We start from the raw sequence: 26937 nt of genomic DNA on the forward strand, positions 1-26937 counted from the left end.
GCTGACCCGGAGCGGCACGGGTTCCCCGGCAGGACACCGGGACGCGCTACGGTTCCGCCATGACCGGTACGCCGACGACCGCCGCGGCCCCGCCGACCACGGCAGGACGACGGGCACTCGTGTCCTGGGCGCTCTGGGACTGGGGCTCCGCCGCCTTCAACGCCGTCGTCACGACGTTCGTCTTCAGCACCTACCTGGCGAGCCGGGCCTTCGTGGACCCGGCACTGGTCGCCGCCGAGGACTCGACCGGTGCAGCAGCCGCCGCCGTCGAGCGGGAGCTCGCCCACAACGCCGCCGTCGTCTCGACGGCGTTGACCGTCGCGGGCATCCTGGTCGCCCTCGTCGCCCCCCGCCGTCGGGCGGCTGGCCGACACGTCCGGGCACCGCAGGCGGTCGGTGCTCATCGCGACGGTCGGTGTCTTCTTCGCCATCGTCGGCATGGTGTTCGTCGCCCCGGAGCAGCCGTACCTGGTGCTCGGCGCCGCGCTCATCGGCATCGGGACGGTCGCGTACGAGATCGCCTGTGTCGGGTACAACGCGATGCTCGGGCAGGTCGCCACCGGACCGAAGACCGGCCGGGTCTCCGCGATCGGCTGGGCCGCCGGGTACTTCGGCGGGATCGTGCTCCTCGTCGTCCTGCTCCTGCTCTGCATCCAGGACTTCGGCGTGGACGGCCGCGGTGGGCTCCTGCAGCTCCCGGCGACGGTCGCGGGCGGGCAGTGGGACGTGCGCGTCGCGATCGGGATCGCCGCGGTCTGGCTCGCCGTCAGCTCGGTCCCGCTCTTCCTCGCCGTTCCCGAGGCACCCGCCGACCCGAGCCGCCGCGGGTCGCTCTGGACCGCCTACGCGGACCTCGGGCGGGACGTCGCCCGGCTCTGGCGGACGCGGCGCAACGTGCTCGCGTTCCTGCTCGCGAGTGCGGTGTTCCGCGACGGCGTCGGCGCGGTGTTCACGTTCGGCGGGATCATCGCCGCCCAGGTCTTCGGCTTCAGCCCGTCCGAGGTCATCCTGTTCGCGATCGTCGCGAACGTCGTCGCGGGCATCTCGACCGTGCTCTCCGGCCGACTCGACGACCGGTTCGGGTCCCGTCCGCTCATCATGGTGTCGCTCGTGGGGCTGGCCCTGACCGGTACCGCAGTGCTCTTCGCCGGCTCCGCGCAGGTCTCGTTCTGGGTGCTCGGTCTCGCGCTCTGCGTGTTCGTCGGGCCGGTGCAGTCGTCCTCCCGGGCGTACCTGGCCAAGCTCGCGACGCCCGGTCGTGAAGGAGAGCTGTTCGGCCTCTACGCCACCACCGGCCGCGCGGCCTCGTTCATCGCGCCGGCGCTGTTCGGCCTCGCCGTGACCGTCGGCGGGTCGACCCGGTACGGGATCCTCGGGGTGGTCGTGGTGCTCGTCGCCGGGCTCGTGCTCATGGCGTTCGTGCGCGACGAGACCCGGCCCGCCAGCCGGGGCGCCGCCGCCTGACGGAGGCGGGGGAGGGCCTCCCGGCCGCCGCCTGCCCGCGGGTCCTGCTGCCCTCGACGACCACCGAGACCGCCGCGCGTACCGTCCGGGTCGACGACCCACGAGGAGGAACCCCATGAAGGCAGTTGTCTGGCACGGCATCGGCGACATCCGGCTCGACGAGGTCCCGGAGCCCACGATCCAGGACCCGCACGACGCGATCGTGCACATCACCCGCTCGGCGATCTGCGGTACCGACCTGCACTTCGTCCGCGGCACCATGGCCCCGATGCAGGAGGGCACGATCCTCGGTCACGAGGCCGTCGGCGTCGTCACCAGCGTCGGCGACGCCGTCCGTGGCTTCAGCGCCGGCGACCGCGTCGTGATCAACTCGACGATCTCGTGCGGTGCGTGCCGGTACTGCCGGATGGGACAGACCGCGCAGTGCGACGTCGCGAACCCGAACGGCCCGCAGGCGGGGACGAGCTTCTTCGGCGGCCCCGAGTCGACCGGTCCCGTGAACGGTCTGCAGGCCGAGTACGTCCGGGTCCCGTGGGCGCAGAACACCATGCACCCGCTGCCGGAGAACGTGAGCGACGAGCAGGCCATCCTGCTCTCCGACATCTTCCCGACCGGGTGGTTCGGTGCCGAACTCGCCGGCGTCACCCGCGGCGACGTCGTCGTGGTGTTCGGCGCGGGCATCGTCGGGCAGTTCGCCGCGGCGTCCGCGTTCAAGCAGGGCGCCGGGCGCGTGATCGTCGTCGACGGCGAGGAGACCCGGCTCGCCGCCGCGCTCGCGCAGAACTGCGAGGTCGTCGACTACAACCGCGAGGACCCGGTGCAGGCGATCATGGACCTGACGAACGGGATCGGCGCCGACGCCGTCATCGACGCGGTCGGGGTCGACGCCGAGCGCCCGAAGCGGGGCCCGGCAGCGGTGTCCGACGAGCAGGCGGCCGCGTTCGACGCCGAGGTCGCCCAGGTCGCGCCCGACGCCTCCCCGGACGGGTTCGGCGAGGCGCAGCAGTGGAAGCCGGGTGACGGCCCGTCGCAGGTCGCGCAGTGGGCGGTCGCGTGCGTGGCGAAGTACGGCCGGATCGGGATCATCGGTGTGTACGGGCCGACCGCGCAGTCGTACCCGATCGGCGAGGCGATGAACAAGAACCTCACGATCCGGATGGGCAACTGCGACCACCACTCGGTCACGCCGCCGCTCATCGACATGGTCGCAGCGGGCCAGTTCGACCCGACCGCGCTCATCACCGAGCACGAGGGCATCGGGTCCGCGATCGAGGCGTACGAGGCCTTCGACCGTCGCGAGCCGGGCTGGATCAAGGTGGAGCTGTCGGACACGTCCGCCTGACGGCGGTCCACACGCACGCGCGGACCGCGCTCGCGGACCGCGCGCACGGCTCGGCCTGGAGGCCCGGCACCGGTCAGACGGCCGGTGCCGGGCCTCCAGGCGCTCGCGGTGCGTCGGCGGGCTCCTCCACGGACTTGTTGCGGCGCGGAGTTCCGCACAGATGCCCGCGACGGTCGGACGCCGGGGGGAGCGGTGCGCCAGGATGGGACGCATGACCGACCAGCGGATCGCCGTCGTCGTCCTCGCCGCCGGGCAGGGCACGCGCATGAAGTCCTCGCTCCCCAAGGTGCTGCACCGGCTCGCCGGGCTGCCCCTCATCGCCCACGTGCTCCGGACCGCCGAGTCCCTGTCGCCCGAGCACGTCGCCGTGGTCGTGCGGCACGAGCGTGAGCGCGTCGCCGCGGAGATCACCGAGCGTGCCCCCGACGCCCTCGTCGTGGACCAGGACGACGTCCCCGGGACCGGTCGGGCGGTGGAGGTCGCGGTCGACGCGCTCCCGGCCGACTTCGACGGCGTCGTCGTGGTGCTCTCCGGCGACGTCCCGCTGCTCGACGCGCAGAGCCTCCGCGGACTGGTCGAGGCGCACGCGAGCCAGTCGAACGCGGTCACCTTCGTCAGCGCCATCCAGGACGACCCGACCGGGCTCGGCCGGATCCTGCGCGACGCCTCCGGCGCCTTCACCGGTGTCGTCGAGCACAAGGACGCGACAGACGAGCAGCGTGCCGTCACCGAGACCAACGCCGGCATCTACGCGTTCGACGTCACCCACCTGCGCGCGGTGCTGCCGTCGCTGACGACGGAGAACGCACAGGGCGAGAAGTACATCACCGACGTGCCCGCGCTCATCGCCGCCCGCGGGGGACGGGTGGACGTCGTCACCCTGACCGACCCGTGGCTCGTGGCCGGGATCAACGACCGGGCGCAGCTGTCGGATGCGGCACGGGAGCTGAACGCGCGGATCGTCCGTCGGCACCAGCTCGCCGGCGTCACGGTGCAGGACCCCGCGTCGACGTGGATCGACCTCGACGTGTCCATCGAGCCCGACGCCGAGCTCCTGCCCGGCACGCAGCTGCTCGGAGCGACGGCGATCGCGGCCGGCGCCGTCGTCGGACCGGGCACCACGCTCCGGGACACCGAGGTCGGCGCCGGCGCCACCGTCAACCGGGTCGACGCCACGCTCGCGGTCATCGGGGACGGCGCCTCCGTCGGGCCGTTCGCCTACCTGCGGCCGGGCACGGTCCTCGGCGACCGCGGCAAGATCGGTACCTTCGTCGAGACGAAGAACGCCGTGATCGGTCGCGGCAGCAAGGTCCCGCACCTGTCCTACATCGGCGACACCGAGGTGGGCGAGGACTCCAACATCGGCGCGGCCACCATCACGGCGAACTACGACGGCGTGCACAAGCACCGCACCGTCGTCGGGTCGGACGTCCGCACCGGGTCGCACAACGTGTTCGTCGCCCCGGTTAGGATTGGTGACGGGGCGTACACCGGTGCAGGCACGACCGTCCGCAAGGACGTGCCGGCCGGGTCGCTCGCGATCAGCTACGCCCCACAGCGCAACACCGAGGGATGGGTCGAGGAGAACCGACCCGGTACCCCGGCGGCCGAGGCAGCTCGGCGCGCGCGAGGCGAGTGACACCTTCGACGGTCCCTGCGGCCGTCAGCGGTGGGCCCCGATCGGAGCCCAGGACATCGGCCCCGGCGGGGTCAGATCGGCCCCCCTCTCGGGGTCAGGGAGTGAGCACCACACGTGTCCGGAATCAAGACAACCGGCCAGAAGCGACTCGTCCTGGTGGCCGGGCGAGCGCACCCGGAACTGTCGAAGGCGATCGCGGAAGAGCTCGGTGTCGACCTCGTCCCGACCGACGCCCGGACCTTCGCCAACGGTGAGCTCTACGCCCGCTTCGACGAGTCGGTCCGCGGATGCGACGCCTTCGTCATCCAGTCGCACACCGCCCCGATCAACGAGTGGCTCATGGAGCAGCTCATCATGGTCGACGCGCTCAAGCGTGCCTCGGCCAAGCGCATCACCGTCGTGGCGCCGTTCTACCCGTACGCCCGCCAGGACAAGAAGGGCCGTGGGCGTGAGCCGATCTCGGCCCGTCTGGTCGCCGACCTGTTCAAGGCCGCGGGTGCGCACCGCATCATGAGCGTCGACCTGCACGCGCCGCAGATCCAGGGCTTCTTCGACGGTCCCGTCGACCACCTGTTCGCCATGCCCGTGCTGCTCGAGCGCTTCAAGGAGATGCTCGACCCGGAGACCCTCACCGTCGTCTCGCCGGACATGGGGCGCGTCCGCGTCGCCGACATCTGGTCCGAGAAGCTCGGGGCTCCGCTGGCGATCATCCACAAGCGCCGTGACCCGCTCGTGCCGAACCAGGTCTCCGTGCACGAGATCGTCGGTGACGTCTCCGGTCGCTGGTGCCTGCTCGTCGACGACCTCATCGACACCGGGCGCACCATCGCGAAGGCCGCCGAGGCACTCAAGGCCAACGGTGCCAAGGGCGTCGTCGTCGCCGCCACCCACGCGGTGTTCTCCGACCCGGCCACGGAGCTGCTGCAGAGCGAGTTCATCGACCGCGTCGTCGTGACCGACACCCTGCCGCTGCCGCCCGAGAAGCGCTGGGACAAGCTCGAGGTGCTGCCGATCGCGCCGCTCATCGCCCGGGCCATCCACGAGGTGTTCGACGACGGCTCGGTGACGTCGATGTTCGACGGCGCCGCCTGAGCGCTCACGTCCGACGGTGGCACTGACCGCGCGGGACGCCCTCGCCGCCCGACTCCGGTCGGGCGGGAGCGTGTTCGCTGAGGACGAGGCGGACCTGCTCCTCGCGGCCGGTGACGGCGACGCGGTCCGGCTCCGCGGCCTGGTGCAGCGTCGCCTGGCGGGGGGAGCCCCTCGAGTACGTCCTCGGCTGGGCGGCGTTCGACGGGCACCGCGTCCGCGTCACACCGGGCGTCTTCGTGCCACGGGCGCGGACCAGGGTCGTCGTCACGGAGGCAGCCCGACGGCTCCGACGGTACGACCGTGTCGTCGACCTGTGTTGCGGAGCGGGAGCCGTCGCGATGGCGCTGCTGGAACGCGTCGGGGCGCTCGACCTCGTCGCTGCCGACATCGACCCCGACGCCACCGAGGTGGCCGCGGAGAACCTCGGCGACCGCGGCATCGTCGTGACCGGGAACCTGTTCGACCCGCTGCCCACCCGGTTCCGCGGTGCGGTGGACGTGCTCGCCGTGAACGCCCCGTACGTCCCGACCGACGCCATCGCGACCATGCCGCCCGAAGCGCGCGACCACGAGCACCGGGTCGCACTCGACGGCGGCGCCGACGGGCTCGACCTGCACCGGCGCATCGCTGCCGGCGCTGCTGACTGGGTGCGGCGCGGCGGGTCCGTGGTCATCGAGGTGTCGGCCGAGCAGGCGCCGGTGTCCGCGGAACTGTTCCGCACCGCGGGGTTCACGACCGATGTCGTGCGGGACGACGACGTCGACGGCACGTGCGTGGTGGCGACGCTCCCCGCCTGACCGCACGGGCCTCCCGTCAGGACGCCGTGATGGTGACCCCGTGCCACCCGGTCGCGCCGTTCGGTGCCGGCGGCCGCTGCACGCTCGTCTGCACCTCGCCGTCGGCACCGACGGCACGGACCTGGATCTCGTGCCGTCCCTTCGTCGCCGTCCACCGGAGCACCCACTGCCGCCACGTGTCGGCCGAGACCGAGTCCGCCAGTTCGGCGTCCTGCCAGTCGGCGTCCCCGACCTTGACCTGCACGGCCTTCACCCCGGTGTGCGGCTGCCACGCGACGCCCGCGATCGGGACCCGGTCGCCGACGGCCACCGTGACGCCGTCCACCGGGGTGTCGATCCGCGACTCGAGCTTCACCGGTCCCCGCTCCGACCAACCTCTCGGCGTCCAGTACCCCTGCGCCCGGGAGAACCGCGTCACCTCGAGCTCGGTCACCCACTTCGTCGCGGACACGTACCCGAACAGGCCGGGCACGACCAGCCGCGCCGGGAACCCGTGCTCGGCGGGCAGTGGGTCGCCGTTCATCCCGACGGCCAGGAGCGCGTCGGTCCCCTCGTCCTGGAGCACGTCGAGCGGGGTCCCCGCGGTGAAGCCGTCGATGCTGCGGGACAGCACCATGTCCGCTCCGGCTCGGGGGCGGGCGCGCGCCAACAGGGACCGGATCGGGTACCCGAGCCAGAGGGCGTTGCCGATCAGGTCGCCACCGACCTCGTTCGACACGCAGCTCAGGGTCGCCATGTGTTCCTCGAGCGGGAGCGCGAGCAGTTCGTCCCAGGTGAGCTCGACCTCCTCGTCGACCTCGCCCGTGATCGTCAGCGACCAGTCGGCGGGGTCGATGGCGGGGACGCGCAGCGCCGTGTCGATGCGGTAGAAGTCGGCGTTCGGCGTGACGTACGGTGTGATGCCCTCGACGTCCAGGCTCGCGCCGCTCGGGACGGGCGGGGCGGGCGTCGCCGGCTGCGGCAGGCGCACGGCTCGCCGGACGGCCGCTGCGGCCTGGAGCGAGGCCGAGCCGATCCGGGAGGCGCCGCCCACCACCACTGCGAGCGCTGCGCTGGTCACCGTCCAGCGGATGAAGGAGCGGCGTGCGACCGCACCAGCACCGCCGGGTCCGGCGGTCGGGACCGCGCGGGCGTCCTCCCAGCGGCGGAGACGCTGGAGCAGGAGCCGCAGCACCACCACCGCGGCGGCGATGCCGGCGACCGTCGGGGCGCCGTCGAGGGTGCCGCTGCCCGAACGAGTGGTGACGGCGAGGAGTGCGAGCACCCCGCCGGCGGCGAAGACGAGCGCGCCGTACGGCGGGTTCCGGCGTTCGAGGACACCGGCGCCGGCCGCCACCGCGACGAGGACGACGCTCATCAGGACGAACAGGGCCACCTTGTCGCCCGTCCCGAACAGCGACACCATGAGGTCCTTCGCCGCCGGGGGGCGCGAGGTCGATGACGGCGGAGCCGACCGCGACGAGCGGACTGCCTGCGCCGCCCAGGACGAGCGCGCCCAGTTCGGCGACGGCGAGGAACGCGAGGACGGCGATGACGCCGACGAGCGCTGCGGCCCACCTGCGGTGCGGGAGGAGGCGCGGGTCTGGCTCGGTCACGATCGGATCGTAGGTCAGTCGTGCTGGGAACAGGGCGTCGGTGCCGCTCGTGGATTGCGGCTGCGGCTGCGGCTGCGGCTGCGGCTGCAGGTCGCGCGTCGGGTCCGGGTCGGGATCGGGGTTCGGGGTCGGGGTTCGGGGGAGCGTTCACCCGGTGCGAGGTGTGCCGTGCGGGCGCCGTGGCAGGATCGGAGCGTGCCGTGGCGACATGATCGTGTCCCCGGGCTCGGTCGCGCCCGCGACGACCAGCACCGCTGGTCCTCCGCCGGTCGGCTCCTCGTGCTCCGGTGGGTGATCGTCGGTGTGTGGGTGGCGCTCCTCACTGCCCGGATCATCGTCGTGACCGTCCACCCGGACGCAGACCTGCGGGCCTTCGGCATCGCGGAGGCGGTGGCCGTCACCGCTGGCGTGACGATCGTCGTCCTCGCGGTCGTCCGTGCACGCGCAGCGGGTCGGCGTCGCGCTGACGACGTGCTCGCGCGCGCGGTGCGCCGTATCGACCCGACGGTGTGGCTGGTCCCCGCGGCTCCGACGCAGGAACTGCGCGGGGTGATCGAGGCGGCCCGACCCGAGGTGCCACTCACCGCTCGCGTGACCTGGGCGTTCGGAGCGACGGAGGCTTCGCTGTGGGAACTCGACGGACGGCGGGCGACTCGGCTGCTCGTCATCCGGTGGAGCCGCGTCATGCACGTCGGGACCGAGGCGGTCCTCGTGCCGGGTGCCGGTCGGCGCACCGCCCCCGCCGTAGCGGTGCACTACGTCCGAGCCGACGACACGACCGCCGTCGCGACGTTCTTCGTGCGTGTCGCCCCCCGGTTCGGACCGGTTGCTCGGCCCCGGTGCTCGTCTCGACGACCTGCTCGCCCGACTCGCCCGCGAGCGCATCGTCGCCTGACGGGGATGGCGCTGCGGACCTGTGCGTGTGCCCGTGCCCGTGCTGGTGCCCGTGTACCGACCGGGACGCGGGTCTGCCCGGGTCGGCTCTCGTCGATGACGAGGCAACCGACCCGGGCCTGCGCTCCCGCGGGTCCTGCTCAGTGTGTGGACGGTTCCTGTTCGACCTCGCGGCGGTCGTTGTCGGACCAGAGGGTGTGGAACGTGCCGTCCTTGTCGATGCGCTGGTAGGTGTGGGCGCCGAAGAAGTCGCGTTGCCCCTGGATGAGCGCGGCGGGCAGGCGCTCGGACGCGAGGGAGTCGAAGTAGGACAGGGCGGAGGAGAACCCGGGCGCGGGGACACCGGACGCGGCCGCGATGCCCACGATCCGACGCCAGGCGGCTTCGCCCTCGGCGACGGCGTCGGCGAAGTACGGGTCGACGAGCAGCGACTCGAGGTCCGGGTTCTTCTCGTACGCCTCGACGATGCGGTTGAGGAACTGGGCGCGGATGATGCAGCCGCCGCGCCAGATCTTCGCCATGTCCCCGAGCGCGATGTCCCAGTCGTACTCCTTCGCCCCGGCGATGATGAGGTCGAAGCCCTGCGCGTACGCGACGACCTTCGATGCGTAGAGGGCTGCGCGGACGTCGTCGGTGAACGAGTCCGGTGCTTGGGCGATGTCCGGCCGTGAGGTGACCGATTTCTGGACGGCTGCGCGCTGCGCGGGCCGGGACGAGACGGCTCGGGCGAACACGGCCTCGCCGATGCCGGAGACGGGGATGCCGAGACCGACTGCGTTCTGCACGGTCCAGACGCCGGTGCCCTTCGATCCGGCGGCGTCGCGGATGACGTCCACGAGCGGTGTGCCGGTGTCGGCGTCCTTCTGCTTGAGGACCTCCCCGGTGATCTCGATCAGGTAGGACTCCAGGTCGCCCTTGTTCCACTCGTCGAACACGTCGACGAGCTGGTCGACGCTGTAGCCCCCCGATGCGGCGCAGCAGGTCGTAGGACTCCGCGATGAGCTGCATGTCGGCGTACTCGATGCCGTTGTGCACCATCTTGACGAAGTGTCCGGCGCCGTCGGTCCCGACGTGGGTGACGCAGGGCTCGCCCTCGGCGACGGCCGCGATCGACTTCAGGATCGGGCCGAGCGTCTCCCACGCCTCGTCCGAGCCGCCGGGCATGATCGACGGCCCGTGCAGGGCGCCCTCTTCGCCGCCGGAGATGCCGGTGCCGACGAAGTTGATGCCCTTGTCCTTCAGGTCGTGCTCGCGGCGGATGGTGTCGTGGAAGTTCGCGTTGCCGCCGTCGACGATGATGTCGCCCGGCTCGAACCGCTCGGCCAACTGACCGATGACGGCGTCGGTGCCCTTCCCGGCCTGGACCATGATGATCGCCGTGCGCGGCTTCGACAGCGAGGTGACGAAGTCGTCGATGTCTTCCGACGCGATGAAGCCCATGTCCCCGTGCTCGCGCATCAGGTCCTCGGTCCGGGCGTAGGTGCGGTTGTAGACCGCGACGGTGTTCCCCTCACGCGACGCGAGGTTCCGCGCCAGGTTCGAACCCATCACCGCGAGGCCGATGACCCCGATGTTCGCCTGTTCGTTGTTGTCTGCCACGTCGACTCCTTCGTGTCTGGACGGCCGTCGCCAATCTATGCAGCGCCCGATGTGCTCATCCAGGTCTTCCGCATCCTGGGGACAGTCGGTCCCCCCTGTTCGTACTGTGGAGACATGGCCGATGCGACCGTCCTCCCGCCCGTGCTCGTGATGGGGGGTCTCCGGATCCGGCAAGTCGACGATCGGTGAGGCCCTGACACAGGCGCTCGTCGACCGCGGACAGGCGGTGGAGTTCGTCGACGCGGACGCGCTGCACCCGGCGGCGAACAAGGAGAAGATGCACGCCGGCATCCCGCTCACCGACGACGACCGTGGCCCCTGGTTGGACGCGTGCTCGTCCCGCATCGCGGAGGTCGAGGCCTCCGGCTCGCGGTGTGTGATGGCGAACTCGGCGCTGAAGCGCGCGTACCGGGACCGCCTGCGTGAGGACGCCCCGGACCTCTTCATCGTGTTCCTCGACGGATCGCGCGAGCTCATCGCCGATCGGCAGCGCCACCGTCACCACGAGTACATGCCGAACTCCCTGCTCGACTCGCAGTTCGCGACGCTCGAGCGCCCGGGCGCGGACGAAGCCGTCGCGGCGGTGCCGATCCACGGGGTCGTGGACGACACCGTCGCGGCGATCCTCGCCGTCCTGCCCTGAGCCCGTCCTGGCCTGAGCCCGTCGCGCTCGACGACCTGACCGTCGGGTCTACTTCCGGCTGAGCTCCGACCGTCGAGCGCGGTACTCCTCGGCGTCGATCTCGCCGCGGGCGAACCGGTCGGCCAGCACCGACCGCGCGTCGGCGATCGCCCGTCCGGCACCGCGGCGGAGGACGCCGAAGACGACGACCCCGACGACGAGCAGGAGCAGGAGCGCCGGGAACACGGGGAAGCCGTGGGACGGCATCCCGCCTCCGTGCCAGTACGGAGCGGTGGCAGCGAGTGTGGTGAGCATGGGGACCTCCGAGGTCGGGTGTGGTGCCGCGGTCGCGACACGACAAGGCTGTCGGTCGGGAGGCCCCACCCGCGTCCGCCAGGAGAGCCCACTCGGACCTGCTCCCGCCGGCTCACCCGCGCCGGTTCGTCCACAGGCGACTACTCCTCCGGGCGTAGTCCACAGGCCCTCCCGCTGCGCGATGTGTCGGCGGAGGGCCGACCGTAGGCTCGCTGCATGACCACCGACACGCGCTCCGACACCCGCCCGGCGGGTGGACGCCGGTTCGCCCGCGTGGGACGGGTGCTGCCGGTGGCGCTCGTGCAGGTCGTCGGCACCGTCGCCGCCACCCGGTGGGCAGCCGGGGTCGGTCCCGGTGCCGTCGGTGCTGGTGGCCCGCCGTGGACAGAGCGCTTCGGTGACGGCGTCGACCCGGTGTTGCTCGGGCCCCTGGCATGGGTGCTGCTCGTGGGCGGGATCGTCGTCCTGCCCTTCCGGTGGCGGTGGCCGGTCGTGGTCCTGGCCCTGACCCTCGGCACGACGATCGGCTACGCCCTGGTCGTCAGTCCGCGTGGGCCGTTCGTCGCGGCGCTGACCATGGCGCTGGCGAACGCCTGGTTCCGCGGCCACCGCGTCCCCACGTACGTCGCTGCCGCGGTCGCGCTGGTCGTCCTGCCCTCGGCGGACACCCTGACCGGCCGCGCGCCCTTCCCGACCGTCACCACGATGACGCTCTGCCTGGCGTGGCTGACGGTCACCATCGCCGTCACCGAGCTCGTCCGGGTACGGGTGGCCCGCGCCGCCGACGCCCGTCGCGCCCGCCTCGCGGCGGAGCAGCAGCGCGCCGGCGCCGAGCGCGTCCGCATCGCCCGGGAGCTCCACGACTCGGTCGCCCACAGCATGTCGCTCATCAACCTGCAGGCGGGGGTGGCCCTGCACCTCGGGGCCGAACTCCCCGAGCAGACCCGGGAGTCGCTGCTGAACATCCGCGACTCCAGCAAGCAGGCGCTCGTGGAGCTCCGGACGATCCTCGGCGTGCTGCGGGCCGTCGACGCACCGTCCGGCACCTCCGACCGCGCCCCGGTCGCCGGCCTCGACCGCGTCCCCGACCTGGTCGATCGAGCCCGCCTGGCCGGAGTGGACGTGGAGCTGCGCCTGGACGGCCCGGTGGAGACCGTCGCCGGCGTCGTCTCGCGCAACGCCTTCCGCATCGTGCAGGAGTCCGTCACGAACGTCATGAAGCACGCCCCTGACCACCACGCCTCGGTCGTGGTCGACGTGGGGGGCCGAGGTCGTCGACATCACGGTGACCGACGTCCCGGCGCCGGTCGCGATCGGCGCCGGTGCCCCGCGGACCGAGGAGGCGCCCCACGGGCACCGCTCCTCGTCCGCCCTCGCCCGTGCGGCGGGCCAGCACACCGTGACCGAGCGTGCGGACGGCGGCAGCGGCAGCAGTCCGGGGAACGGGCTGGTCGGGATGCACGAACGGGCCACGGCTGTCGGCGGCACACTCGCCGTCGGCCCGACGCCCGACGGCGGGTGGTCGGTCCACGCACGCCTGCCGATCGGCGAACCCGCACGCACTGCGTCCGGAGCGACGGAGACGACCGCATGACCATGTCCGCGACTCCCACCACGCCGGATCTGATCCGGATCGTGTTGGTGGACGACCAGAGCCTCATCCGTGCCGGACTCCGCGCACTCGTGTCCGCCGAGCCGGGGATGCAGGTCGTCGGTGAGGCGTCCGACGGCGAGGACGCCGTCGCGGTCGTCGCACGGGAACTGCCGGACGTCGTGCTCATGGACATCCGCATGCCGGGGACCGACGGCCTCGTCGCCACACGGCGGATCTCGGAGGACCCGGCGCTCAGCGCGGTGCACGTGGTGGTCCTCACGACCTTCGAGGAGGACGACACCGTGTTCGAGGCGATCCGTGGTGGTGCTGCCGGGTTCCTCGTGAAGGACACCGAGCCCGGCGAACTCCTCCGGGCGATCCGCACCGTCGTCGCGGGGGGAGTCGTTGCTGTCGCCGGGCCCGACCCGGTCGCTCGTCGAGGCGTACGCGGCGCACGCGAAGCCGACAGCGCTCGCACCCGAACTCGACGCCCTGACCGACCGCGAGCGCCAGGTCATGCGCCTGGTCGCGAGCGGCTTGACGAACGCCGAGATCGCCGAGCGCCTGTTCGTCAGTCCGGCCACGACGAAGACCCACGTCTCCCGGGCGATGATCAAGCTCGGTGCTCGCGACCGCGCCCAACTCGTGGTCTTCGCCTACGAGACCGGCCTCGTCACCCCGGGATGGACGGGATGACCGGGAACACATTCGTGACGCGGGCCTGCTGGAAGCCGCGGTCGCCCGGGCCACCGCCAGCGTCGACGGCCGCGATGCCCACCCGTCGCTGGTCGAGGAAGCCGCGCGCCCGCCGTGCGTCGGGGTCGAGCGGGCCTCGAGCCGCCGCTGACGATGGACACACGGCCGCCGCCGGTGCAGGCTCGACAGGTGGACGCCGGATGCATCCCGCACCGCCGCGGAGGAGCACCGCGCCCACCTCGAGGAGGAGCAACGCCGTGACCGATCCCGCGAACCCGACCCCCCGGTGCGACCGACGCACGCTCTGCGGGCGGAGGCACAGCCTCCAGGCCGGACACCTGGGCGAGCACGGACCGTGGACAGCTCGTCGACCGTGCCGAGGTGATCGTCACCAGTCCGGACCGGAACTTCGTCACCCTCAAGCTGACCACCGCGGACGGCGTCATCGGTCTCGGTGACGCGACCCTGAACGGCCGCGAGCTCGCGGTCGCCGCGTACCTGTCCGAGCACGTCGTCCCGCTGCTCACCGGTCGGGACGCCAGCCGCATCGAGGACGCCTGGCAGTTCCTCTACCGCTCGACCTACTGGCGTCGGGGTCCGGTGACGATGGCCGCGATCGCCGCCGTCGACATGGCGCTCTGGGACATCAAGGCCAAGGTCGCCGGGATGCCGCTCTACCAGCTGCTCGGCGGTGCTTCCCGGACCGGGCTGATGGCGTACGGGCACGCGTCGGGCAAGGACCTCCCGGAGCTGTTCGACTCGATCCGCCAGCACCAGGCCGAGGGGTACCGGTCGATCCGCATCCAGACCGGCGTGCCGGGGCTCGAGTCCATCTACGGCATCGCCTCGAACCGCACCACCGAGGGCAACGCCGGCGTCCGCTACGACTTCGAGCCCGCGCAGCGTGGGGGGGTTCCCGGCCATGGAGGACTGGGACACCCGCGCGTACCTCCGGCACCTGCCGACCGTCTTCGAGGCGGTCCGCAACGAGTTCGGCCCCGAGCTGCCGCTCCTGCACGACGGACACCACCGGATGACCCCGATCCAGGCCGCCAAGCTCGGGAAGTCGCTCGAGCCGTACGACCTCTTCTGGCTCGAGGACTGCACCCCCGCCGAGAACCAGGAAGCGCTCCGACTCGTCCGGCAGCACACCACGACCCCGCTCGCGATCGGTGAGGTCTTCAACACGGTCTGGGACTTCAAGGACCTCATCCGCGACCAGCTCATCGACTACGTCCGCGGCGCCGTCACGCACATGGGCGGCGTGACCCCGCTGCGGAAGACGATGGACTACGCCGCGATGTACCAGGTGAAGTCCGGGTTCCACGGGCCGACCGACATCTCGCCGGTGGGGATGGCGGCCCAGATGCACCTCGGGCTCGCCATCCACAACTTCGGGATCCAGGAGTACATGCAGCACGGCCCGAGGACGAACCAGGTGTTCCAGCAGACGGCCACCTTCACCGACGGGTACCTGCACCCCGGCGACGAGCCCGGCATCGGCGTCTCGCTCGACGTCGACGAGGCCGGGAAGTACCCGTACGAGCAGGCGTACCTGCCGTTCAACCGCCTGGCGGACGGCACCGTGCACGACTGGTGAGCGTTCCCGGGCGCCGCACCGTGCCCGACGGGCAGAGTGGTGGCGTGGACCCCGCAGCGCTCGCCGACGTCGCCCGCGACCTGTTGCGCGCCGCTCCTGGCGACTTCGTGGCCGCGCGGACGGCACGGCAACGAGCGGTCCGGAAGGACGACCGGGAGCTCGCGGCCGCGATCGGGAAGCTGAAGAAGCCCGCGCCGGCCGCGTGGATCGTCGACCTGCTCGCCTCCGAGGCCGCCCTCGACGACGCCGTCGACCTCGGTCCGGCCCTCCGGCAGGCGCAGGCCTCCGCGGACCCGCAGCAGATCGCGACACTCCGGAAGCAGCGGTCACAGGTCGTGGCGGCGCTCGCCGACACCGGGGCCGACCGGGCGTCCGCAGCCGGGCACCCGCCGACCCCGGCCGTGCTCGAGCAGGTCCGCGCGACCATCGAGGCCGGCATGGCCGACCCGCACGCCGGCGCCGCGATCCGATCGGGCCTCCTCCTGCGGCCCCTCGAGAGCGTGGGGTTCGAGGACGTCGACCTGACCGACGCGGTGGCCGTTCCGGACGCCGTCCCGGACGCGTGGTCCGGCAGCGACGCGCCTCCCATCCCGATCACGGCCGGGAGGCGCGGTGCACGCCGTCCCGCCGCGCCCGGTCCCGCAGACGACGAGCCCGGGACCCCTGACGAGCCGGATGCCCCGGATGGACCAGATGCTGCTGCCGAACCGGATGCTCCGGACGGGCCCGACCTGCCGGCTCCCGACGAGGACCAGCGCGACCCCGCAGCCGAGCGCCGCGAGGCGCGCGAGGCCGAGGCGGCAGCGAGACGTGCCTCCCGGCAGGCCGATGCCGCTCTCGACCAGGCGGAGTCCGCCCTCGAGGACGTCGAGGACCGACGCGCTGACCTCGACCGCCGCCGTCGCGACCTCGAGCGACAGCTCAGCGCCCTCGACCAGGAGCGTGCCGACCTCGACGCCGAGGCCGAACGGCTCGGGCAGGAGCGCGACGACGCCGAGGCCGCGAGCGACCGCGCCCGGGAAGCCCTCGTCGCCGCCCGGCACCACCGTCGCCGCTGACCAGTCACGGCACCGTCGCGACACGCCCGGAGGCCCTGCTAGACTCGGTGACTGACTTCGGCGAGGGCCGCGCAAGCGGCCGTGATCGACGCGGTGGGAGACCCGGCCAGCCCTGGGAACGTTCCTCACGCGTGCACGCGTTCGAGTTGCAACACCACAGACCCCCCCGATGCCGGCACTCCGGCGTCGTCCCCGACACCAGGAGGCATCATGGCTGACTACACCAAGCTCGCAGCGGAAGTCCGCACCAAGTTCGGCAAGGGTGCGGCCCGCAAGCTCCGCGCCGCCGACAAGATCCCCGCCGTCGTCTACGGCCACGGCACCGAGCCGAAGCACATCAGCCTGCCGGGCCACGAGACGATGCTCCTCGTCCGTACCGCCAACGCGGTCGTGGACCTCGACATCGAGGGTGCTGCCCAGCTCGCCCTCGTCAAGGACGTCCAGCGTGACCCGGTGCGTCAGATCATCGAGCACATCGACCTCGTCGTCGTGCGTCGTGGCGAGAAGGTCACGGTCGACGTGCCCGTCGTCATCGAGGGCGAGTCCTTCGCCGGCACCATCCACGTGCAGGACCTGGCGAGCGTCTCCCTGCTCGTCGAGGCGACCGACATCCCCGAGCACGTCGTCGTGGACGTCGAGGGCCTCGAGGACGGTGCGCAGGTCCACGCGTCCGACCTGCAGCTCCCGGCCGGTGCCGAGCTCGAGACCGACGCCGAGTCGCTCGTCGTCCAGATCGTCACCCCGCGTGGCACCGCTGACGACGACGCCGCCGACGAGGCCGCTGCCGAGGCGGGCGCCGAGGCCGGCACCGAGGGCGGCTCCGCCCCGGCCGACGCCGACTCCGAGTAAGACGACGACGACGTCTGGCCGACGCTGATGGCGGAGCGCACGTTCGTGGTGGTCGGGCTCGGGAACCCCGGGCCCGACTACGCGGGCAACCGTCACAACGTCGGCCAGATGGTCCTCGACGAACTGGCCGCCCGGATGGGTGCCACGTTCAGGAAGCACAAGACCCCGAACCAGGTCGCCGAGGGGCGCCTCGTACCGGGGGGGCCGAAGCTCGTCCTCGCGAAGCCCGGGTCGTTCATGAACACGTCCGGCGGTCCGGTCTCCGCCGTCCTCGGGTTCTACAGCGTGCCGCCGGCGGACCTGATCCTGGTCCACGACGAGCTCGACCTGCCGTTCGACTCCGTGAAGCTCAAGGGCAACGGTGGCCACGGCGGGCACAACGGCATCCGCGACGTCATCAAGGCGACGAACACGAACGAGTTCGCCCGCGTGCGGGTCGGCATCGGACGCCCGCCCGGTCGTCAGGACCCGGCCGACTACGTGCTGCGTGACTTCTCCGCCGCCGAGAAGAAGGCGCTGCCGAACCTCCTCGCCGACGCGGCCGACGCCGTCGAGGCGATCGTGACCGACGGCCTGCTCGCCGCGCAGCAGCGCTTCCACGCCCCGGCCTGATGAACGTCGTCGCCGCCGTCGTGCTCGCGACGAACCCGTTCGCCACGGCCGCGCTCGTCGTCGTCTCGGTCATGGGCATCGCGCTCGTCGGGACGGCGCGCTTCCTCGGTCGCCGCGCGGCCGAGCAGGCGCGCGAGGGCGAGCCGACGCCGCCGCCGGACGACCTGGAGCCGGGCAGCTCCTGAGCCGGAACCGGCCGGGAGGCCCGCCCCGGCTCCGCCACGCGCCTCCTGTTCGCCCGTCGCGCACGCCGCGACCGCTGTCGGGGGCCGCCGGTACCATCGTGTGAGTGACGATCTCGGGCCTCATCCCTGCGCTCTCGCGCGCCTCCTCCTTCGATCGTGCGCTCCGTGCCGCTCCTCGCGACGCCGACTTCTCGGTGGTCGACGGTCTGCGCGTGCCCCTGTTCGCCGCCCTGCTGGCCGAGCGCTCGGGCCCGCAGTGCGCCTTCGTCATCACCGCGACCGGGCGGGAGGCCGAAGCCGTCCGTGACGCCCTCAGCTGCACCGTCCCCGACGCGGACGTGCTCGAGTTCCCGGCGTGGGAGACCCTGCCGCACGAGCGTCTCAGCCCGAGCCCGCAGACCGTCGGCACCCGCATCGCGACCCTCCGCGCACTGCAGCGGTGGCAGGACGCCCCTGCCGCGGAGCGCCGGACGACCGTCGTGGTCGCGAGCGTCCGGGCGGCGCTCCAACCGATCGCCGACAACCTGACCGAGCTCGCGCCGGTCGTGCTGCGGAGCGCGTCGCGGGGCAACGACCTCGGCGCGATCGCCGCACAGCTCGTCGACCTCGCGTACGCCCGGGTGGACCTCGTCACCCGCCGCGGGGGAGTTCGCCGTCCGCGGCGGCATCCTCGACGTCTTCCCGCCGACGGCCGACCACCCCGTCCGCGTCGACTTCTTCGGTGACGAGATCGAGGGCATCAAGGCGTTCTCGGTGGCCGACCAGCGGTCCACGGACGACGACCTCGACGCGGTGGAGCTCACCGCATCACGCGAACTGCTCCTGAGCGACGACGTCCGGCAGCGGGCGCGCGAGATGCTCCACGAGTTCCCGAACCTGTCGCAGATGCTCGCGAAGGTGTCCGAGGGGATCCCCGTCGAGGGCATGGAGTCCCTCGCCCCGGCGCTGGTCCGCAAGCTCGTGCCGGTGACGGAGTACCTGCCCGAGGAAGCGACGATCGCGGTCTTCTCGCCGGAGCGGGTGAGCGGTCGCGCGCACAGCCTGGCCGAGACGAACCAGGAGTTCCTGCAGGCGGCGTGGAGCGCGGCCGTGGCGGGTGCCCAGGCGCCCATCGACCTCGACGCGGGCAACTTCCTCACGGTCCAGCAGCTGAAGAACACCCGCGGGCAGCGCACGTGGTGGACGGTGTCGCCGTTCGACTCCGGCGCCGACGAACCGCTGAGCGACGCCGACGCGGCCGCCGAGGCGGGGGAGTACATCCGCGTCCCGGGCGAGGCGATCCCGAGCTTCGCCGGCAGTGCGGACGGTGCGGTCGCCCACGTCAAGGCGCTGACCGACGACCAGTGGGCCGTCGTCGTGACGGCGCAGGGCCAGGGCCTCGTCGAACGTGCGGTGCAGGTGCTCGCCGACGCCGGGGTGGCCGCGCGCGCCGAGACGCTGGACGGGCCTCCCGAGCCGGGCGTCGCCATCGTCACGACGGCCAGCGTCGAGCACGGCTTCGCCGTCGCGGACCCGCGCATCGCGCTCCTCAGCGAGGCCGAGTTCTACGGCCGCAGCGTCCAGCAGGGCGCCCGCACCGTCAAGAAGCTCGCGAGCCGGCGCAAGAACGTCGTCGACCCGCTGCAGCTGAAGCCGGGCGACGTCGTCGTGCACGCCACGCACGGCATCGGCAAGTTCGTGGAACTGGTCAGCAGGGAGGTCAGTTCCGGCGGCCGGAACGCCGTCAAGCAGCAGCGTGAGTACCTGGTGCTCGAGTACGCGCCCTCGAAGCGGAACTACCCCGGCGACAAGCTCTTCGTGCCGACCGACCAGCTCGACCAGCTGTCCCGGTACGTCGGCGGCGAGAACCCGACCCTGTCGAAGATGGGCGGCTCGGACTGGTCTGCGGCGAAGTCGAAGGCGCGCAAGGCCGTGCGCGACATCGCGGTGGACCTCGTGAAGCTGTACTCCGCCCGCATGGCGTCGAAGGGGCACGCGTTCGGGCCGGACACCCCGTGGCAGCGCGAGCTGGAAGAGGCGTTCCCCTTCGCGGAGACCGTCGACCAGCTGACGACCATCGACGAGATCAAGCGCGACATGGAGAGCCCGATCCCGATGGACCGGCTGCTCTCCGGAGACGTCGGCTACGGCAAGACCGAGGTCGCGATCCGCGCCGCGTTCAAGGCGGTGCAGGACGGCAAGCAGGTCGCCGTGCTCGTCCCGACGACGCTGCTCGTCCGCCAGCACATGGAGACGTTCCAGGAGCGGTTCGCCGGGTTCCCGGTGAACCTGCGCGCCCTGAGCCGGTTCCAGACCGAGAAGGAGACGAAGGAGACCCTCGCGGGCCTCGCCGACGGCACCGTCGACGTCGTCATCGGCACGCACCGGATCCTGTCGCAGAGCGTGCAGTTCAAGGACGTCGGCCTCGTCATCATCGACGAGGAGCAGCGCTTCGGTGTCGAGCACAAGGACCAGCTCAAGAAGCTCAAGACGAACGTCGACGTCTTGGCGATGTCCGCGACGCCGATCCCGCGCTCGCTCGAGATGGCGGTGACCGGCATCCGTGAGATGTCGACCCTCGCGACCCCGCCGGAGGACCGGCACCCGATCCTCACGTTCGTCGGACCGCAGTCGGACCTGCAGGTGGCCGCGGCGATCAAGCGCGAGATGCTCCGCGAGGGCCAGGTGTTCTACGTGCACAACCGCGTGAAGGACATCCAGTCGGTCGCGTCGCACCTGGCCGAGATCGTGCCGGACGCCCGCATCGCCGTGGCGCACGGGCAGATGGGCGAGCAGGCCCTCGAGCAGGTCATGGTCGACTTCTGGGAGCGCCGGTTCGACGTGCTCGTGTCCACGACGATCATCGAGACCGGTCTGGACATCGCGAACGCGAACACCCTCATCATCGACAAGGCGGACAAGTACGGCCTGTCGCAGCTCCACCAACTCCGCGGCCGTGTCGGTCGTGGGCGCGAGCGCGGGTACGCGTACTTCCTGTACGACGCCGAGAAGCCGCTGTCCGAGACCGCGCAGGACCGCCTCGAGACGATCGCGGCGAACAACGAGCTCGGCGCGGGCATGCAGGTCGCGATGAAGGACCTCGAGATCCGCGGTGCCGGCAACCTGCTCGGCGGCGAGCAGTCCGGGCACATCGCGGGCGTCGGGTTCGACCTGTACCTGCGGATGATCGGCGAGGCGGTGTCGCAGTTCCGCGGGGACGTGGCGGAGGGACAGACCGAGCTCCGGCTCGAGATCCCCGTCGACGCGCACATCCCGGAGGACTACGTCGAGTCCGAGCGACTCCGACTCGAGGCGTACCAGAAGCTCTCCGCCGCGTCGGCCCCGGCCGCGCAGCCCGAGGCGATCGACATGGTCCTCGACGAGCTCACCGACCGGTACGGCACGCCGCCGCAGGCCGTGCTGACGCTGATCGAGGTGTCCCGCCTCCGCCGGATGGCGCAGCAGGTCGGCCTGTCCGACGTGGTCGTCATGGGGTCGAACCTGCGGGTGGCGGGCAAGGAACTCGCCGACTCGGCGCAGGTCCGCCTCAAGCGGATGTTCGCCGGTGCACGCTGGTTCCCGCAGCAGGACGCCGCGAGCATCCCGGTCCCGAAGCCGCACGGCGAGACCCTGCCGGACGACGCCCTCATCGGTTGGGTGGAGAGCATCCTCACCGCCGTCTACGGTGCGCCCGCCCGTGCGGAGGCGCCGGCCGCCTGACGGTCCTCGTCCGGTGACCACCGGACGGACGGGAGGCCCGGGACGGATCCGTCCCGGGCCTCCCGTCCGTCGCGTGGTCGCGCCGGCGCATGGGTCGGCGCTACTCGGTGGCTTCGGCCTCGGACAGCTCGCGCCGCTGGCGGTACCGGCGCGCCCGCACCGACACCACGACCGCGGACGCGACCATCGCGATGCCCGACCCGACGAGGACCGCGAGGACGCCCTCGTCGACGATCTCCTCGTTCGCCGCGAACGCCAGTTCGTTCATGAGCAGCGACACGGTGAAGCCGATGCCGCCGAGCACGCCGACCGTCATCACGGAGCTGACCGAGAGGGTCGACCGACCCGGTCCGCGGAAGAGCCGACCGGCCACGACGCCGAACAGGGTGATGCCGATGACCTTGCCGACCGGCAGCGCCAGGACGACCGCCCAGAACGTCGGAGAGAGTTCGCCGACGCCGACGGCGGGGATCACGACCGCTGCGGAGACGAAGGCGAAGACGGGGAGCACGATCGCGTTCGACCACGGCTCGACCTGCTCGTGCAGGGTGCCGCCCGGACGTCGGGGGGAGGACCAACCCGAGGGCCACGCCGGCGATGGTCGCGTGCACTCCCGAGTGGTACACGAGCCACCACGTGACGAGGCCGACGAGGACCATCGCGACGACGAGGAACGGCTGCGCGGCACTGCCCGGGCGCAGCCGGCGTCCGAGCAGTGCGAAGACCACGAGCAGGACCGCTGCTCCGCCGAGCGCGAGGAAGTCCGTGCCGTGCGCGAAGACGACGGCGATGATGACGATCGCTATCAGGTCGTCGAGGACCGCGAGGGCGAGCAGGAACACCCGGATCGTCGCGGGCAGCCCGCGCCCGAACATCGCCAGGACCCCGAGCGCGAACGCGATGTCCGTCGCGGTCGGGATCGGCCATCCGTGGGTGTACGGCGTCCCGGCGGTGACGAGCAGGTAGACGAGCGCCGGCACGAGCACACCGCCGACCGCGGCGATGGCCGGGACGACGGCCGTCTTCGGGTTCGCGAGCTCGCCGGCGACCAGCTCGTGCTTCAGCTCGATAGCGACCAACAGGAAGAAGACCGCGAGCAGGCCGTCGCTGACCCAGTGGGTGATCGAGAGGTCGAGGCCGACCGCTCCCCACGGGGTGTGCCAGTCGAGGCCGCGCTCGAGACCGGGGCCGAGTGCGGTGTTGGCGACGACCAGTCCGAGGACGGCGGCGGTGAGGAGGGCGATCGCGCTGAAACGGGGCGAACGGACGAAGGACGGCATGCGGCTCCGGTGATCGGGTACGGGGAACGGACCGTCGACCAGGCTTCCCGACACACCTCCACCAGGATAGCGGGACGGCCCGGGAGCCCGATCCACGCGGAGCCGCGGGTGGCAGCATGGCGGCATGACTGCCGTTGCCGAACTCGTCGCCGTCGTGGACCGCCTGCTCGACCCCGAGCACGGATGCGTCTGGAACCGCGAGCAGACCCACGCCACCCTCGCCCGGTACGCCGTCGAGGAGACCTACGAGCTCGTCGACGCGATCGACGGCGGGGACGACGACGAGCTCCGCGAGGAACTGGGCGACGTCCTGTACCAGGTGGTGTTGCACGCGGGGATCGCCGCGCGGCAGGGCAGGTTCGACCTCGACGACGTGGCCGACTCCGTGCGCGAGAAGATGCAGCGCCGCCACCCGCACGTCTTCGGCGACGAGGAAGCGCACACGGTCGAGGACGTCATCCGGGTCTGGCGTGCCGCCAAGGCCGCCGAGAAGTCGTCGCGGACGAGCGCGTACACGGGTGTGCCGCGGGCGATGCCGCCGCTCGAACGTGCCGTGAAGCTCCTGGAGCGGCTGGAGGAGCGCGGTGACCTGCACGCCGCGATGGCCTCCGTGACGGACGGCGCCGTGCTCGAGGTGGTCGATCCCGTCCCCGGTGCCCCCCGTCGCTCCCGGTGTCGCCGGGGTTCCCGCTGCCGCCGACGTCCCCGGTGCCCCGATCGCTCCCGGAGCGCCCGGTGCTCCCGGTGTCGCCGACGCTCCCGGTGTCGCCGACGCTCCCGGTGTCGCCGACGGAGTGGCGGCCTCCAGCGCGGTCGGTGCTGCGCACCTCGTCGGCGCCGCGGACCCCGGTGACGCCGCTGCCGGGCAGCAGCCGGGGACCCGGGTCGACGCGGCCTGGGGCGCCGGGATGCTCGCCGAGGTGGCCGTCGCGCACGAACAGGGCCTGGACCCGATCGCGAGTCTCCGAGCCGCGGTGGCGATGCTCGAGGTGGCGGGCCGCAGCCTCGAGCAGGACGACCGCTGAGACGACCGCGGAGGCGACGAGGAGCGGGCGTCCTCCTAACCCGAAAAAGGAGGACGCCCGCGAGCGGGAGACGGCGTCACCAGGGAGCGACGCCGACAGGGGATCCCGCTCGAACCGCGGAGGCGCTTGCAGCACGCCGCCTCCGCTGCCGGCCGACGCGCGGATCAGGCACGCTCCGACCGAGGTTCTGGATTCAGCATATCAGCGGACACACGCTGCTGCAAGAGGCGGTCCTGCTCTGCGAGAATCGACGGCATGGCGACGACCGTGACGGCCCCCCAGGGGCATGCGAGACCACCTCCCCGCCGACAAGGCCCGGCGGGAGCACGTGCTCGGCGTCATCCGCGGTGTGTACGCGCGACACGGGTTCGACGAGATCGAGACGCCGGTCGTCGAGGACGCCGCCCGCCTCCACTCCGGACTCGGTGGTGACAACGAGAAGCTGGCCTTCGCCGTGATGCGCCGCGGGCTGACCACCGAGGACCTGCGGCAGGCCGACGCGCCGCTGGACCTCGCCGACCTCGGGCTGCGGTTCGACCTGACCGTCCCGCTCGCCCGGTTCTACGCCTCGCACCGCGCCGAACTGCCGAGCGTGTTCCGTGCCGTGCAGATCGCGCCCGTGTGGCGTGCCGAGCGTCCGCAGAAGGGGCGCTACCGCCAGTTCGTGCAGTGCGACATCGACGTCCTGGGCGAGCCCGGGCAGCTCGCCGAGATCGAACTCATCCGGGCGACCACCGCGGCGCTCGACGCGCTCGGCATCGTCGGCACGTCGATCCGGATCAACGACCGCCGCATCCTGCTCGCGCTCCTCGCCTCGTGGGGGGGTCACCGAGCAGTCCGCAGCCGACCGGGCCCTCATCACGGTCGACAAGCTCGACAAAATCGGGGCCGTCGGCGTCGCGGAGGAGCTCGGGACCACGCTCGGCCTCGACCCCGCCGCCACGGCCGACACGATCCGGGCGCTCGAGTCCGCCGACTGGGACAGCGTGCGCGGTGCCGACTGGCTCGACGCCGAGGCGTTCGCCGACCTCGAGCGACTGCGCGCGGCGCTCCCGGGCGTCGACCTCCGCTTCGACCCGACGCTCGTCCGCGGCATGGGGTACTACACCGGCACGATCTTCGAGGTCGCGCACCCCGACTTCGGGTACAGCCTCGGTGGCGGCGGCCGCTACGACGGCATGATCGGGCGCTTCCTCGGGCAGGACGTCCCGGCGGTCGGGTTCTCGCTCGGGTTCGAGCGGCTCGTGGACCTCGTGTCGCTGCCCGGTTCAGCCGAGTCCGACGCCGTCGTGCTCGTGTACGACAAGGACGTCGACCCGGTCCGGCTGGCCGCGCTGAAGGCCGACGCGCTGGACACGCACCACCGCGTCCGCCTCGAGAAGCGCACGAAGAACATGAAGAACCTGCTCGCCGGACTCGCGGAGCAGGGCTTCGGCTCGTTCGCCACCGTCGGGACCGACACCACGTCGCTCGACGGCGTGGAGTTCCGTCCGCTCGCCTGACGGACTCCTCCCGGTCATCCACAGCCAGGCGTCGCGGTGCAGCGGCGTCGCTAGGATCGACAGCGCAACCACCACAACCCAACGACAGGGAGTTCCCCGTGGCAGTGATCGATGCCGTAGGCGCACGCGAAGTCCTCGATTCCCGAGGCAACCCGACGGTCGAGGTCGAGGTCCTCCTCGACGACGGTGTCGTCTCGCGCGCCCTCGTCCCGTCCGGTGCCTCCACCGGCGCCTTCGAAGCGTACGAGCTGCGCGACGGCGACGACTCCCGGTACGGCGGCAAGGGCGTGCTCAAGGCCGTCGAGGCCGTGCTCGACGAGATCGGCCCGGCGCTCGAGGGCTTCGACGCCACCGACCAGCGTCTCGTCGACGCCGCGCTCATCGAGCTCGACGGCACCGAGAACAAGTCCCGCCTCGGCGCGAACGCCATCCTCGGCGCTTCGCTCGCCGTGGCCCGCGCCGCGGCCGACTCGGTCGACCTGCCGCTGTTCCGCTACCTCGGTGGCCCGAACGCGCACACGCTCCCCGTGCCGCTCATGAACGTCGTCAACGGCGGCGCGCACGCCGACACCAACGTCGACATCCAGGAGTTCTTCCTGGTGCCGTACGGCGCCGAGTCCTTCTCGGAGGCCCTGCGCTGGGGCGTCGAGACCTACCACGCACTCAAGGGCGAGCTGAAGAAGCAGGGCCTCGCGACCGGCCTCGGCGACGAGGGCGGCTTCGCGCCGGAGCTCGCCTCGAACCGCGCCGCGCTCGACTTCCTCCTCGCGGCGATCGAGAAGGCCGGCTTCACCCCGGGCAAGGACATCGCGCTGGGCCTCGACGTCGCCAGCACCGAGTTCTTCCACGACGGCAAGTACTCCTTCGAGGGCAAGCAGCTCTCGAGCGCCGAGTTCACGCAGTACTTCGTCGACCTGGCCCGTGACTACCCGCTCGCCACGATCGAGGACCCGCTGGCCGAGGACGACTGGGAGGGCTGGACCCACCTGACCGTCGAGCTCGGTTCGAAGCTGCAGATCGTCGGCGACGACCTGTTCGTCACCAACCCGACGCGGCTCCAGCGCGGCATCGACGAGAAGGCCGGCAACTCGATCCTGGTCAAGGTGAACCAGATCGGCACGCTGACCGAGACCCTCGACGCGGTCTCCCTCGCGCACCGCCACGGCATGACCGCGATCCTGTCGCACCGCTCCGGTGAGACCGAGGACACCACGATCGCGGACATCGCGGTCGCGGTCGACGGTGGTCAGATCAAGACCGGCGCCCCGGCCCGCTCGGACCGCGTCGCCAAGTACAACCAGCTGCTCCGCATCGAGGAAGAGCTCGGCGACGCGGCGGTCTACGCCGGCCGCTCCGCCTTCCCGCGTTCGGCTTCGCTGTAACCCAGCACCCCCCGAGACGCCGTCCTCCGTCCGGAGGGCGGCGTCTCGCCGTTCCGCGGAACGGCCCCGTCCGCGCGTGCCACCGACTCACGCGAG

General features: G+C 72.0%; 17 protein-coding genes and 7 pseudogenes. 18 read left to right on the forward strand and 6 right to left on the reverse strand.

Translation table 11 applies throughout. From position 1 onward, the window contains the following. Nucleotides 1-46: 46 nt before the first annotated feature. Together DEJ15_RS06045 and DEJ15_RS06050 are read right to left on the reverse strand one after the other, a co-directional pair. Nucleotides 47-190 (reverse strand): hypothetical protein, encoded by a 144-nt coding sequence (locus DEJ15_RS06045; RefSeq protein WP_284175891.1) that lies wholly within the window; start codon nt 188-190, stop codon nt 47-49. Further along, nucleotides 191-328, reverse strand: coding sequence for a hypothetical protein (locus DEJ15_RS06050; protein WP_284175892.1), 138 nt, complete (start codon nt 326-328; stop codon nt 191-193). Between the two features lie 68 nt (nt 329-396). Here DEJ15_RS06050 and DEJ15_RS06055 point away from each other — a divergent pair, with 68 nt between their 5' ends. The 5 genes from DEJ15_RS06055 to DEJ15_RS06075 all read left to right on the forward strand — a co-directional run bounded on the left by DEJ15_RS06055 (nt 397) and on the right by DEJ15_RS06075 (nt 6334). Beyond that, on the forward strand, nt 397-1464 hold the full coding sequence (locus DEJ15_RS06055; protein WP_284175893.1) for an MFS transporter: 1068 nt from the start codon (nt 397-399) through the stop codon (nt 1462-1464). A 115-nt stretch (nt 1465-1579) separates the two neighbouring features. Continuing rightward, the gene (locus DEJ15_RS06060; RefSeq protein ID WP_110823604.1) at nt 1580-2806 is read left to right on the forward strand and encodes a zinc-dependent alcohol dehydrogenase; all 1227 of its coding nucleotides are present in this window, start codon (nt 1580-1582) and stop codon (nt 2804-2806) included. A gap of 211 nt (nt 2807-3017) precedes the next feature. Beyond that, nucleotides 3018-4445: a bifunctional UDP-N-acetylglucosamine diphosphorylase/glucosamine-1-phosphate N-acetyltransferase GlmU gene (glmU, locus tag DEJ15_RS06065; RefSeq protein ID WP_110823605.1), complete on the forward strand. Its 1428-nt coding sequence runs from the start codon at nt 3018-3020 to the stop codon at nt 4443-4445. A 114-nt stretch (nt 4446-4559) separates the two neighbouring features. Then, nucleotides 4560-5537: a ribose-phosphate diphosphokinase gene (locus DEJ15_RS06070; protein ID WP_110823606.1), complete on the forward strand. Its 978-nt coding sequence runs from the start codon at nt 4560-4562 to the stop codon at nt 5535-5537. Nucleotides 5538-5647: 110 nt separating this feature from the next. Beyond that, the gene (locus tag DEJ15_RS06075) at nt 5648-6334 is read left to right on the forward strand and encodes a putative protein N(5)-glutamine methyltransferase (protein WP_349814826.1); all 687 of its coding nucleotides are present in this window, start codon (nt 5648-5650) and stop codon (nt 6332-6334) included. A 16-nt stretch (nt 6335-6350) separates the two neighbouring features. Here the strand turns inward: DEJ15_RS06075 and DEJ15_RS06080 are convergent, their stop codons facing one another. After that, complete coding sequence (locus DEJ15_RS06080; protein ID WP_349814827.1) at nt 6351-7739, reverse strand: molybdopterin-dependent oxidoreductase; 1389 nt, start codon at nt 7737-7739, stop codon at nt 6351-6353. Between the two features lie 385 nt (nt 7740-8124). Between DEJ15_RS06080 and DEJ15_RS06085 the strand changes: the two genes are divergently transcribed. Further along, nucleotides 8125-9054: a hypothetical protein gene (locus tag DEJ15_RS06085; RefSeq protein WP_284175894.1), complete on the forward strand. Its 930-nt coding sequence runs from the start codon at nt 8125-8127 to the stop codon at nt 9052-9054. Here the strand turns inward: DEJ15_RS06085 and gnd are convergent. Continuing rightward, nucleotides 8964-10371: pseudogene (gene gnd / locus DEJ15_RS06090) on the reverse strand (NADP-dependent phosphogluconate dehydrogenase). The gene DEJ15_RS06085 and the pseudogene gnd overlap by 91 nt on opposite strands. A 232-nt stretch (nt 10372-10603) precedes the next feature. On the opposite strand from gnd, the gene DEJ15_RS06095 reads away from it, so the two are divergent. Next, nucleotides 10604-11065, forward strand: a complete 462-nt coding sequence (locus tag DEJ15_RS06095; RefSeq protein WP_284176305.1) for a gluconokinase — start codon at nt 10604-10606, stop codon at nt 11063-11065. A 48-nt stretch (nt 11066-11113) separates the two neighbouring features. On the opposite strand, the gene DEJ15_RS06100 is transcribed toward DEJ15_RS06095, so the two are convergent. Then, on the reverse strand, nt 11114-11359 hold the full coding sequence (locus DEJ15_RS06100) for an SHOCT domain-containing protein (RefSeq protein WP_258365751.1): 246 nt from the start codon (nt 11357-11359) through the stop codon (nt 11114-11116). 705 nt (nt 11360-12064) lie between these two features. Between DEJ15_RS06100 and DEJ15_RS06105 the strand changes: the two are divergent. From DEJ15_RS06105 to mfd, 8 genes and pseudogenes are all read left to right on the forward strand, one after another. Next, nucleotides 12065-12376 (forward strand): annotated as a pseudogene (locus DEJ15_RS06105) (histidine kinase dimerization/phosphoacceptor domain-containing protein); the annotation flags it as partial. Nucleotides 12377-12982: 606 nt separating this feature from the next. Then, nucleotides 12983-13649: pseudogene (locus DEJ15_RS06110) on the forward strand (response regulator transcription factor). 381 nt (nt 13650-14030) lie between these two features. Then, nucleotides 14031-15249 (forward strand): annotated as a pseudogene (gene manD / locus DEJ15_RS06115) (D-mannonate dehydratase ManD). A 44-nt stretch (nt 15250-15293) separates the two neighbouring features. Continuing rightward, nucleotides 15294-16307: a hypothetical protein gene (locus tag DEJ15_RS06120; RefSeq protein WP_110823611.1), complete on the forward strand. Its 1014-nt coding sequence runs from the start codon at nt 15294-15296 to the stop codon at nt 16305-16307. Nucleotides 16308-16517: 210 nt separating this feature from the next. Next, nucleotides 16518-17156 carry a 50S ribosomal protein L25/general stress protein Ctc gene (locus tag DEJ15_RS06125; RefSeq protein ID WP_110823612.1) on the forward strand — a complete coding sequence of 213 codons (639 nt, stop codon included), beginning with the start codon at nt 16518-16520 and terminating at the stop codon, nt 17154-17156. 27 nt (nt 17157-17183) lie between these two features. Continuing rightward, a complete protein-coding gene (gene pth / locus DEJ15_RS06130; protein WP_110823613.1) occupies nt 17184-17768 on the forward strand; it encodes an aminoacyl-tRNA hydrolase in 585 nt (194 codons plus the stop codon). Continuing rightward, nucleotides 17768-17953, forward strand: coding sequence for a hypothetical protein (locus DEJ15_RS06135; protein WP_110823614.1), 186 nt, complete (start codon nt 17768-17770; stop codon nt 17951-17953). The genes pth and DEJ15_RS06135 overlap by 1 nt, the downstream gene beginning before the upstream one ends. A 104-nt stretch (nt 17954-18057) precedes the next feature. Next, a pseudogene (gene mfd, locus DEJ15_RS06140) lies at nt 18058-21652 on the forward strand (transcription-repair coupling factor). A gap of 100 nt (nt 21653-21752) precedes the next feature. On the opposite strand, the pseudogene nhaA reads toward mfd, so the two are convergent. Then, nucleotides 21753-23058, reverse strand: a pseudogene (gene nhaA, locus DEJ15_RS06145) (Na+/H+ antiporter NhaA). Here nhaA and DEJ15_RS06150 point away from each other — a divergent pair. The 3 genes and pseudogenes from DEJ15_RS06150 (at nt 23057) to eno (ending at nt 26841) form a co-directional block, all read left to right on the forward strand. Continuing rightward, complete coding sequence (locus tag DEJ15_RS06150; protein WP_284175896.1) at nt 23057-23785, forward strand: MazG family protein; 729 nt, start codon at nt 23057-23059, stop codon at nt 23783-23785. The pseudogene nhaA and the gene DEJ15_RS06150 sit on opposite strands and share 2 nt — an antisense overlap. Before the next feature lie 458 nt (nt 23786-24243). Beyond that, a pseudogene (gene hisS / locus DEJ15_RS06155) lies at nt 24244-25459 on the forward strand (histidine--tRNA ligase). A 98-nt stretch (nt 25460-25557) separates the two neighbouring features. Then, entirely contained in the window at nt 25558-26841 is a 1284-nt protein-coding gene (gene eno, locus DEJ15_RS06160; protein ID WP_110823619.1) for a phosphopyruvate hydratase, read from the forward strand. Nucleotides 26842-26937: the final 96 nt, after the last annotated feature.

Source organism: Curtobacterium sp. MCJR17_043 (genome assembly GCF_003224315.2).
Taxonomy (GTDB): domain Bacteria; phylum Actinomycetota; class Actinomycetes; order Actinomycetales; family Microbacteriaceae; genus Curtobacterium.

Coding starts and splice junctions, on each gene's coding strand:
- DEJ15_RS06050 (WP_284175892.1), bottom strand. CDS start 328: ATGCCCGCGACGGTCAACGCCGTCGAGACGACGGCGGCGTTGTGGGCG.
- DEJ15_RS06060 (WP_110823604.1), top strand. CDS start 1,580: ATGAAGGCAGTTGTCTGGCACGGCATCGGCGACATCCGGCTCGACGAG.
- glmU (WP_110823605.1), top strand. CDS start 3,018: ATGACCGACCAGCGGATCGCCGTCGTCGTCCTCGCCGCCGGGCAGGGC.
- DEJ15_RS06080 (WP_349814827.1), bottom strand. CDS start 7,739: ATGGTGTCGCTGTTCGGGACGGGCGACAAGGTGGCCCTGTTCGTCCTG.
- DEJ15_RS06100 (WP_258365751.1), bottom strand. CDS start 11,359: ATGCTCACCACACTCGCTGCCACCGCTCCGTACTGGCACGGAGGCGGG.
- DEJ15_RS06125 (WP_110823612.1), top strand. CDS start 16,518: ATGGCTGACTACACCAAGCTCGCAGCGGAAGTCCGCACCAAGTTCGGC.
- pth (WP_110823613.1), top strand. CDS start 17,184: ATGGCGGAGCGCACGTTCGTGGTGGTCGGGCTCGGGAACCCCGGGCCC.
- DEJ15_RS06135 (WP_110823614.1), top strand. CDS start 17,768: ATGAACGTCGTCGCCGCCGTCGTGCTCGCGACGAACCCGTTCGCCACG.
- DEJ15_RS06150 (WP_284175896.1), top strand. CDS start 23,057: ATGACTGCCGTTGCCGAACTCGTCGCCGTCGTGGACCGCCTGCTCGAC.